The 5,243-nt window shown below is 52.2% G+C and carries 7 protein-coding genes; 1 reads left to right on the top strand and 6 read right to left on the bottom strand.

Annotated elements, in window-relative coordinates:
* Positions 1 to 74 precede the first annotated feature (74 nt).
* The 5 genes from rfbB to rfbA form a co-directional block, all read right to left on the bottom strand.
* Positions 75 to 1,094, bottom strand: coding sequence for a dTDP-glucose 4,6-dehydratase (gene rfbB, locus DW003_RS09740; protein WP_118388875.1), 1,020 nt, complete (start codon positions 1,092 to 1,094; stop codon positions 75 to 77).
* A 20-nt stretch (positions 1,095 to 1,114) separates the two neighbouring features.
* Positions 1,115 to 1,711, bottom strand: coding sequence for a hypothetical protein (locus tag DW003_RS09735; RefSeq protein ID WP_089573661.1), 597 nt, complete (start codon positions 1,709 to 1,711; stop codon positions 1,115 to 1,117).
* Positions 1,712 to 1,713: 2 nt separating this feature from the next.
* Positions 1,714 to 1,899 carry a hypothetical protein gene (locus tag DW003_RS09730; protein WP_089573662.1) on the bottom strand — a complete coding sequence of 62 codons (186 nt, stop codon included), beginning with the start codon at positions 1,897 to 1,899 and terminating at the stop codon, positions 1,714 to 1,716.
* A gap of 98 nt (positions 1,900 to 1,997) precedes the next feature.
* The gene (locus tag DW003_RS09725) at positions 1,998 to 2,228 is read right to left on the bottom strand and encodes a DUF6718 family protein (protein ID WP_089573667.1); all 231 of its coding nucleotides are present in this window, start codon (positions 2,226 to 2,228) and stop codon (positions 1,998 to 2,000) included.
* A 103-nt stretch (positions 2,229 to 2,331) separates the two neighbouring features.
* Positions 2,332 to 3,231 (bottom strand): glucose-1-phosphate thymidylyltransferase RfbA, encoded by a 900-nt coding sequence (rfbA, locus tag DW003_RS09720; RefSeq protein ID WP_118388873.1) that lies wholly within the window; start codon positions 3,229 to 3,231, stop codon positions 2,332 to 2,334.
* Positions 3,232 to 3,336: 105 nt separating this feature from the next.
* Between rfbA and DW003_RS09715 the strand changes: the two genes are divergently transcribed.
* Positions 3,337 to 4,377, top strand: coding sequence for an acyltransferase (locus DW003_RS09715; protein ID WP_118388871.1), 1,041 nt, complete (start codon positions 3,337 to 3,339; stop codon positions 4,375 to 4,377).
* A 13-nt stretch (positions 4,378 to 4,390) separates the two neighbouring features.
* Here the strand turns inward: DW003_RS09715 and DW003_RS09710 are convergent.
* Positions 4,391 to 5,243, bottom strand: an 853-nt coding sequence (locus DW003_RS09710; RefSeq protein WP_222847419.1) for a polysaccharide pyruvyl transferase family protein, incomplete at its 5' end; no start/stop codon positions are given.

Genomic DNA, 5,243 nt, shown 5'->3' with positions numbered 1-5,243 from the left:
CGGGGACGCAGGATCATCCCCATGCCCTGCGGCCCCGCGCGGGCGCCCCGCGGTGCGGTTCGCCGGGGTCCGGCCTACTGCCCCTGGGCGCGGTAGCGTGCCTCGGTGGCCTCCTTGGCCGGGCGCCACCAGGACTCGTTGGCGACGTACCAGTCGATCGTCTGCTTGAGCCCCTCGGCGAAGTCGGTGTGCGCCGGCCTCCAGCCCAGCTCGCGCTGGAGCTTGGTCGAGTCGATGGCGTAGCGGCGGTCGTGGCCGGGGCGGTCGGCGACCCAGTCGAAGTCCTCGGGGTCGCGTCCCATCGCCTCCAGGATCATGCGCAGGACCGTGATGTTGTTCTTCTCGCCGTCGGCGCCGATGAGGTAGGTCTCCCCCATCTCGCCCTTCGTGAGGATGTCCCAGACGGCGCTGGAGTGGTCCTCCGTGTGGATCCAGTCGCGGACGTTCTCGCCCTTCCCGTAGAGCTTGGGGCGCACGCCGTCGATGATGTTGGTGATCTGCCTGGGGATGAACTTCTCCACGTGCTGGTAGGGGCCGTAGTTGTTGGAGCAGTTGGAGATCGTGGTGCGAAGCCCGTAGGTGCGGGTCCAGGCGCGCACGAGCATGTCGGAGGACGCCTTGGTCGAGCTGTAGGGGCTCGAGGGCTTATAGGGAGTCTCCTCGGTGAACTTCGCCGGGTCGTCGAGCGCCAGGTCGCCGTAGACCTCGTCGGTGGAGACGTGGTGGTAGCGGACGCCGTATTTGCGGACGGCCTCCAGCAGGCGGAAGGTGCCCTCGACGTTGGTGCGCAGGAAGGGCTCCGGGTCGGCGATGGAGTTGTCGTTGTGGGACTCCGCGGCATAGTGGACGATCGCGTCGTGGCCGGGGACGATCCTATCGAGCAGCTCCGCGTCGCAGATGTCGCCCACGACAAGCTCCACGCGGTCGGAGGGCAGCCCCGCGATGTTCTCGGGGTTGCCGGCGTAGGTCAGCTTGTCCAGGACGGTGACGTGGACGCCCGGGTGGTTGTCGACCACGTAGTGCACGAAGTTGCTGCCGATGAAGCCGCAGCCGCCCGTGACGATGATGTTCTTAGGTTCAAAAATCTCAGACATGAATCTCCTTTTTTCGCCTACTAGAGATGTAAGTACTTAAACATTTGAACATATGAGCCTTCAGCAGAATCAGAATCTTCTCCTGCAGGTTTGTTTCTTATGCCAAACTCTCTGTATCCCATGCGACTATAGAACTCAATAAGACCAGGCTCATTGACAGAGTCCAGAAACACAAACCTTCCGCCAACAAGACGCTGTATGTCAGAAATAGACTTTTCAACGAAAGCCATGAGTTCTTCACCGGTTACGCGACCTATACCTGAATCGCTTTTCCCAAATTGCGCCAACAGAACACAAGGCAAATCAAAACAACCAGTTTCTGGTCTAAGTTCACCAAAAGAAGCCAACTTCTTGTGAGCTGTTTTTGAAACGACATTCTCAGGAATGGAGGCAATCTTTAGAGCAAGGGCATAAAAGCCAACTAAAGCGGCCGCATCTGTATCAAATACAAGATAAGAGGCACAGAAACCCCTCAGGTTAAAATCAAACGCGTTATAACGAACAAAATCCTCTATATCCTTGTTACGTTCACAGCGAAAAGAGGAGAGAACGTCCGAAACCTCGTCCTCTCCTCGCGCATTAAGTAATTGGAGTAAAGAATACGATACAAGCGCCATTTCTAGAAGCCCATCGATTTAAACAAAGAATCGATGGCCTTCTTCATGTCTGGCGTCAAAGACGGATCCGAAGGCGATGGCTTGAACTTCAAATCCTTGGTTACGCCTTCATCATATGCGTCGCACAACGCCTTTACGCCCTGAGGAGAGAGCATCCTAATCGGTGTTTTTAAACTTGAAGTAGCCATATGCCCTCCTTCCCTTAAAAATATCTACTTAGATTATAACCGAAAATACGAACACATATTCGAATTGCCCGATTATCATGAAATTCTAACGCAACTTCTTACTTCGCTTGCTGCTCAAGGCGCTTTACAAGCTGTTCCTCAGAATGGACAAACTCAAATGGTTCATACTCGCCATATGCGGAAGGACGACTGATGTTAATGAGCTGAAGGTCAGAGATGCCGAAACGATCCTCTATCCTTCGCATCATCTCGACAAGCTCCTGGCCCGGCTTAACGGCCATTACCAACGAACCTTGCTCAGAAAACCACTTAGCAACCAGATAACGCATCAGCCAACTCGCCTCCCCAGTACGAAAGGGATGAGAGAAGGTCGACTGAAAGGCCATCACGCTCAAGAATGTCGTTCATCTCTCATCCCCTTCCACCAGGCAATTAGTACTCGCGCGGGCTGTTGACGATCTCGCCGGCGGCGACCTTCTTCAGGTGCTGGCCGTAGACCGACTTGCCGTAGGCCTTCGCGGCCTCCTCCAGCTCGGCGGTCGTGATCCAGCCGTTCTCCCAGGCGATCTCCTCGGGCACGGACACGGGCAGGTCCTGGGAGTGCTCCACGGCGCGGACGAACTCCGCGGCCTCGTGCAGGCTCTCCATGGTGCCGGTGTCCAGCCACGCGTAGCCGCGGCCGAGGGTGACGACGGACAGCGTCCCCTCCTCCAGGTACATCTGGTTGAGCGTGGTGATCTCCAGCTCGCCGCGGGCCGACGGCTTAACCTCATGCGCCTTGGCGGCCACGTCGCCCGGGTAGAAGTACAGGCCGGTGACGGCGTAGGAGCTCTTGGGCTCGGCTGGCTTCTCCTCGATGGAGACGGCCCTGCCCTCGCCGTCGAACTCCACGACGCCGAAGCGCTCGGGGTCGTCCACGTGGTAGCCGAAGACCGTGGCCCTCCCCGACTCGGCGTTCTGGACGGCGCGCGTCAGGTGGCGCGACAGGCCGTTGCCGTAGAAGATGTTGTCGCCCAGCACCAGGGCGCACGGCTCGCCGTCGATGAACTCCTCGCCGATGGTGAACGCCTGCGCCAGGCCGTCCGGCGAGGGCTGCTCGGCGTAGGAGAGGTTCACGCCGTAGCGCGAGCCGTCCCCGAGCAGGCGCTCGAAGTTGGGGAGGTCCGTCGGCGTGGAGATGACCAGGATGTCCCGGATGCCCGCCAGCATGAGGGTGCTAAGCGGGTAGTAGATCATGGGCTTGTCGTAGACCGGCAGCAGCTGCTTGGAGGTCACGAGCGTGAGCGGGTACAGGCGCGTGCCGGACCCGCCGGCGAGGATGATGCCTTTCATATATTCCGTCCTCTACAATCGAAAATAGTTATAAATCGAGCGGTTAGTAAGAGTTTGATATTCTATTAAGTTAATCCTTCTCAATATTAACGAAAGAAGCAATTGATGAACAACCGCAAGGACACAACCCGTAGAGACGACATAACGAACGTGAGGGCCCTTGCAATATTCCTTGTAGTCCTAGGCCACAGCATTATTCTGTATTCAAGTGCGTGGGGATATTATCCAACTGTACAAAAATCAATTCTGTTGGATAATCTCAAATTCTTAATAAACGGAATCCAGATGCCCTTGTTCTTTTCGTTATCTGGCTTTTGTTTTTTATGGAGCTGGAATCGATCAAGCGATTTTATAAGTCAGATCATTAAAAAAGCTCAACGTTTAATTATCCCCTATATCATGATTGGAATATGTTGGCTCTTCCCCATCAGGATGCTCGTTAAGTATCCCTACTACAATGGCCTATCTATACCGCACATCATCTTTAAATCAATTCTGTTGGGCGAAGACAACGGTCACCTTTGGTTTCTCCCGACCCTTTTTTTCATTACAGCAGCCACGTCGTGCATCTTTCAAATACTCGACAAGAGCCCTCTAGCATGTTTTAAGGTTCCGATAGTTTTCGGCGCTTCAATTTATCTTTACCATTTTGGAATACCGTCATCGAACAGGTATATCAATTTGGCAGAAGCAAATGCGATATGGTTTGCGCTTGGCCTAACAATCCACTACTTGGAAGCAAACAAATGGTTCGAGAGTTGTAAAAAGCGTAAAAGCCTATCAATAGTCCTAATACTAGTATTCCTTGTAAACTTACTAAAACAAGTGGTGCCCCCCATTGCTTCCACCGCCCTTACTTGCATGGCGGTTGCATCAATTTATTGCGTCATCCCCCAAAAGGCAAACCTACTAACCGAAAAGATTAGCAAAAACAGTATGGGAATATATCTTTTTCATTCTCCACTGGTTTACATTTCTTTTACCTACTGGCCCAACATAGCCCCAATGGCGATGGCAGCAATTAACCTGATTGGATTTGGATCAGTCGCCTATATGTTGACGAATCTAATTCGAGCCACAAGTATGGGTTGGATAATCGGGGAAACGCCAAAGGCATCACACGATAAGAAACAGGGAAAGCAATAGCCAAGGAATACAGCTAATTAAACTGTTTCTTCCATTTATCGATGCTCGTCCAGGGAAGATTAATCTCAGTTTTAACGGGATGGTTTACCCAATCAGCTAATTTATGGAGATAGCCGTCCTCGCGTTCAAGAACGGGAAGTCCCGTATCTTCACCGATCTGGCGGGCTCGATTATCAATTGCAATAATTAGAGAGCGATGTCCTCCATTTAAGCAGCGGATGCCCGCATGGAGACGCGTCCCCACATAATCAAACTCCTCGGTTTCAATTACACGATTAAGGTCTTCGATATTGGGGCCAATAACATTAAATTGCGTCAGATCGACTATTTGATCAAGACACCAATCAACATCATGGCTTCCTTGAATCCAGATCGTTACCTTTTCGTATTCCAAGGACAGCAATTCCAACATCTTACGGTCACGTTCCGCATCGAAACAATAATCGGTAATTGACGTAACAACGTTTTTAGAACGCTTAGAGGAAATCTCGAGTTGCTTAGATGGGGTTAACGACCACATGGTCGGACATGCGGTATTAAGAACATTCTCTATGCCAATAGAGTTAAGCCTCTTCTTAGTCATTTCATCTCGAACACTATGAAGATATTCATCGGATAGCAAGGTTTTATAGAACTTCTTTGTATAGGCGTCGATAGCATCGTCCACCCCAATATCAGACATGCCCACGCCGAACAAAACAACATTTCTATTATTGCCCAACCGCTTGGCAAGCGCCCATTGCTGCTGATCAGCCATATGCGTATACAGAATATTGGTGCCACACAACAGCTTTACGTATTCAGGATACATTTCAAGCTCTTTGGAAATCAGAACCACCCTTAAAAAGGGTGGTTTGCTCTTAGGG

The organism is Collinsella sp. AF36-3AT (genome assembly GCF_003475205.1).
Taxonomy (GTDB): domain Bacteria; phylum Actinomycetota; class Coriobacteriia; order Coriobacteriales; family Coriobacteriaceae; genus Collinsella; species Collinsella aerofaciens_AF.
Note: the sequence above shows the minus strand (reverse complement) of the source record. Positions and strands in the feature narration are given on the sequence as shown.